The sequence below is a fragment of the Eudoraea sp. genome, assembly GCF_049665975.1.
GTDB lineage: Bacteria > Bacteroidota > Bacteroidia > Flavobacteriales > Flavobacteriaceae > Eudoraea.
In genome coordinates this window covers 1-1,944 of the sequence record NZ_JBATGR010000402.1, presented here as the reverse complement: position 1 = coordinate 1,944, position 1,944 = coordinate 1, and the positions used below count along the sequence as shown (strand labels likewise).

Annotated in this window: 1 protein-coding gene; it reads right to left on the bottom strand. The window is 35.5% G+C overall.

Going from position 1 to position 1,944, the window contains the following annotated elements; all coding sequences use genetic code 11:
- The coding region (locus WBN20_RS13415) for an efflux RND transporter permease subunit (RefSeq protein ID WP_424282063.1) at positions 1 to 1,773 on the bottom strand (1,773 nt) is incomplete at its 3' end.
- Between the last annotated feature and the right edge of the window lie 171 nt (positions 1,774 to 1,944).

Genomic DNA, 1,944 nt, shown 5'->3' with positions numbered 1-1,944 from the left:
GGACTTAAGTTGGCCATTTACCACCATATCTGCCAATTCAATTTCTGTTAGTCCTGCTCCGGCGGCAAATTGAACATTCGGATCATCTTTTGTAAGCGAATTAATTTTTTTCAACACCCTTTTGTTGGCACTATTACTGCCGTCTTTAAGGCTTATTAATATTCTTGCATTTTCATAGTTATAATCCAAAAATTGGGAAATATCATCTTCATTACCGCCCATTGAAAAAACTTCAATTAACTGATATATTTCATCCGAAAATTCCGGAATTTCATTATATCCGTCTTCCATGGGTTCATAAAATCCTTTACTAAGTTCTTTTACCAGCGAAACCGGAGAACTAACAAGACCTACTGCCGGGTCTTTTATTAGTTCCTTTTCGTAGGCTTCCATCCTTTTCATTACCTCAGAGGAGAGGACATCTCCTGAAAAAAGTACGGAGATAAACTGTGAGCCTCCAAATTTTTCATTTATCAATTTTGTGGAGCGACCAACTTCAGATTTAGAAGAAAAATAACTTTCAACATTGGTGTCAACTTTTAATAAAAAAACCCCTGCCACCCCAATGATGGTTACGATTATGGAAATAGCAAGAATCCTTTTCGGATGTAAGGTCACCAAATTACCCATCTTACCCAGCCATCTATCCACGATGGGAATTTTTTTCTGTTCCGTTTCTGTATCCCTGCGTTTTGGTTTAAAAAATGAGAGCATTGCTGGTAAAAACCAAAGGCTCAATAGTAAGGCGAAACCAATTCCGATGGCCGTAAGTACACCTAATTCGGCAGCAGGCATCATAGTATGACTTAGCAGCCCAAGTATTCCGCCGATAGTAGTAATACCGGTTATAAATATAGGTTTCTTGAGATCTCTGTAAATTTGTTTACAAATTTGTTTCATGGAAAGTATGACAGGACCATTTGCCAATTCCTGGTAGTGTGCAATCAGATGAATCCCATAATCATTGGCTATTGCAATTATCATAATAGGCATTAGAATACTGAATAGTGAAATCTTCCAGCCTAAAAACGCCATCAATCCAAAAGAGAGAATGATACTCATAAGAACGATTAGAAAGGGCATAAATACCCCTTTCCATTCGCGAAATGAAAAATATAACATAAACACCATAAGAAACATGGCAATGGGAAGAAGGACAATCAAATCAGATAGTATATTTCCCTCAATGGAATATCTGATAAAGGGTAAACCACCTAAAATGACTTCCTCTGATCCGGGATGACTATCTACAATTCCCTTTATTTCATCTATAATTAAATCCGGAGTCTTGGTATTTTTTACAAGCACCAGTGAAACAAGGCTAAAATCATCAGAAAAAAACCTGTTAGTCATGCTGTTAGCTGCAATTCTTTTCTTTAAAGACACAAAATCTGCGTGATTATCAGGAATTTCCTCAAAGAATGGGGTCATAGACATTAGGCCGTCGTCAATAGAAATTTCCTGTGCGCTAAATGGCGAAATAATGCGGTCTAAACCTTCAATTTCAATTAAATCTGTAGCAAGTGCTTCAAGTCTTTTTAGTGTCGATGCATTAACAACATCTTCTGAATGCAGCATCAGCAAGATCATTTCACTTCCACCAAAAATACTATCCAACTCTTTTAAGTAAACCTTATTTTTTATAGTATCGGGGACATAATCATCAACATTCGAATTTACCTGAAGTTTTGGAATAAGAAGCAAGGAAAGCAATGTAATAACCATTGCGATTATTACGATAAAGGAGCGGTACTTAATAATTTTATCTTCCATTTACTATATAATATCATGTATTTCTGAAAACTTCAACAAAAGCCCCCCTAATACATTTTCCAGAGAAGGAAATCTTAAAATGAAAGTTCTAAATTCTCATCATAAATGTACTTTATTTTCAAAACAAAATCCATAAATCAGAATATTTCTATTACTGCTTTTATCCTATTC